The sequence below is a fragment of the Actinomycetota bacterium genome (assembly GCA_036280995.1).
In the GTDB taxonomy this organism is placed as follows: domain Bacteria; phylum Actinomycetota; class CALGFH01; order CALGFH01; family CALGFH01; genus CALGFH01.
On sequence record DASUPQ010000393.1, the window covers coordinates 1 to 2,203 of the forward strand.

General features: G+C 69.1%; 2 protein-coding genes. Both read left to right on the forward strand.

From position 1 onward, the window contains the following. Positions 1-207 precede the first annotated feature (207 nt). Positions 208-1,128, forward strand: a complete 921-nt coding sequence (locus tag VF468_13095; protein ID HEX5879231.1) for an ANTAR domain-containing protein — start codon at positions 208-210, stop codon at positions 1,126-1,128. Between the two features lie 62 nt (positions 1,129-1,190). Next, positions 1,191-1,802 carry a recombinase family protein gene (locus VF468_13100; GenBank protein ID HEX5879232.1) on the forward strand — a complete coding sequence of 204 codons (612 nt, stop codon included), beginning with the start codon at positions 1,191-1,193 and terminating at the stop codon, positions 1,800-1,802. Positions 1,803-2,203: the final 401 nt, after the last annotated feature.

A 2,203-nucleotide genomic window follows, 5' to 3' on the forward strand; every position in this document is an offset into this window, starting at 1 on the left:
GTAGACCCGGGAGACCGTGGACGCGGCCGCCCCGGGCGGCTGACCGCCGACCGCGGGCCCGGGTCTGCCCACCCGGGAGGAACACCGCCGATACCGAAACCCGCGAGGCCCACCGGTCTCTGCTGCTGTGGCGGCATCGCACCTCCCGCCGGGCAGACCCCGGCCCACGGGTGGTGAGCCTGGTCTGAGTCGATGGGGAGGATCCTGATGGCCCCGACATCCGTGCCGTGGCGCCGGTCGGCGGCTGTGGACACGCCGGCCGGCGCAGCCGCACAGCTGATCCGTCTATCCGGCCAGATCGGTCAGCCGGTCCACGGCCAGGACCCGCTCACCGAGGCGCTGGCCCTGGCGTGCACGATGGTGCCCGGGGCGGTGTGCGCGTCGCTGACCCAGCTCACCGACGCCGACCCGCGCCGCCCGCGGACGGTCGCGGCCACCGCCGTGACGGCCGCCGCCCTCGATGCCATCGAGTACCAGACCGGGCAAGGACCGGCCCTGGCCGCCATCGCCGACAGCACCATCATCGTCAGCGACCTCACCACCGAGACCCGATGGCCGGCATACCTCAGCCGCGCCCTGATCGCAGGCCCGGTGCGGGCCGTCCTGAGCTACCCACTCACCCACGCCGGACACCCGGACACCACGCTGAACCTCTACTCCACCAGCCCCACCGCCTTCCCGGCAGCGGCCGAGGACGACATCCACCTGGCCGTCGCCGGGCTGGCGTTGGCTCTCACCGCGATCAGCCAGGCCCGGCGGGCCGCCAACCTGGCGACCGCCCTGGCCAGCAACCGGACCATCGCCGCCGCTCAAGGCATCCTCATGCACCACCACCGCTGGACCCCAGAGCAAGCGTTACGCGCCCTGCGGGCCGCCAGCCAGCACAGCAACCGCAAGATGCGTCACATCGCCGACCACGTGCTGGCCACCAACGACCTACCTCCACCCACCATCAGCAGGAAACGCTCTCGGCGCCAACGGATTACGCCCACATCGGGGAGACGCTGCCTGATCACCACCAGAACCCCGGATACCCCGTGGAACGCCATCGATTCTGTTCCGTTAGCCGAACGTCCTACGGGACACCCCGCCGGTGGCGACACCCCGAGGAGACCCCGCGACCGGTGATTCCCATAAGACCCGCCCGCGATAAAGCCCAGTGAAGGTAGCCTAACCGCTACAGTCTCCGGATGGCCGGGATGCTCGTCGGGTACGCCCGCTGCTCAACCGGCGGGCAGGACCTCACCGCGCAACGTGATGCCCTCGCCGCCCTCGGCGTCAAACCGAAGAGGATCTACGTCGACCACGGCCTGACCGGAACCAACCGAGACCGCCCCGGCCTTCGCCAGGCGCTCGCCGCGTGCCGCTCCGGAGACACACTCGTGGTCACCAAGCTGGACCGACTGGCCCGATCCGTGCCCGACGCGCGCGACATCGTCGAGGAGCTGACCGCCAACGGTATCCGCCTGAACATCGGAGGCTCGGTGCACGACCCGACCGACCCGGTCGGCCGACTGCTGTTCACGACCCTCAGCATGATCGCCGAGTTCGAATCGGACTTGATCAGGATGCGAACTCGGGAGGGCATGAAGGTCGCCAAGGCCAAGGGCCGGCTGCGTGGCAAGCAGCCCAAACTCAAACCCGCCCAGGAAGCGCACCTGGTCGAGTTGTGGCGCGCCGGAAACCACACCAGCGCTGAACTCGCCGAGCTGTTCGCCGTCGCCCGCTCCACGGTCTACCGCGCAGTGCAACGTGCCGGCGAACCGAAACCAACGCCGCCGCCAGCCCGGCCGCGACGATGAGCGGCCACGTCGTCGTCGACGAGAGCAAACGCCGCGGGGCCTGCTGATCACCAGCGTGGTCGTCCCCGCCTATCTGGAGCCGACCCGCAAGGTGCTGCGCGGGCTCGTACTGCGGCGGAAGGGGACCAGATTTGCTCCGCTGCTAAGGAGACCCCTAATGAAACGCCGAAGTGCGTCATTAAGTCAGACACACCTCAACCTCCCGGAACGCCACTGGACCTCCACGTCCGACAACAGGACGTGCAGATCGAACAAGCGCCCCGACCGCCCGGCGTCACGACACGCCGGTGGTCCCATGACTGGCAAGAGTGGTCCCATGACCGTGGCAGAAATGCGGCTCAGGTGGTCCCATCACGCTGGCAGGCGACAACAACGTGCTGTTGGTGGACAACTGGGTCGAC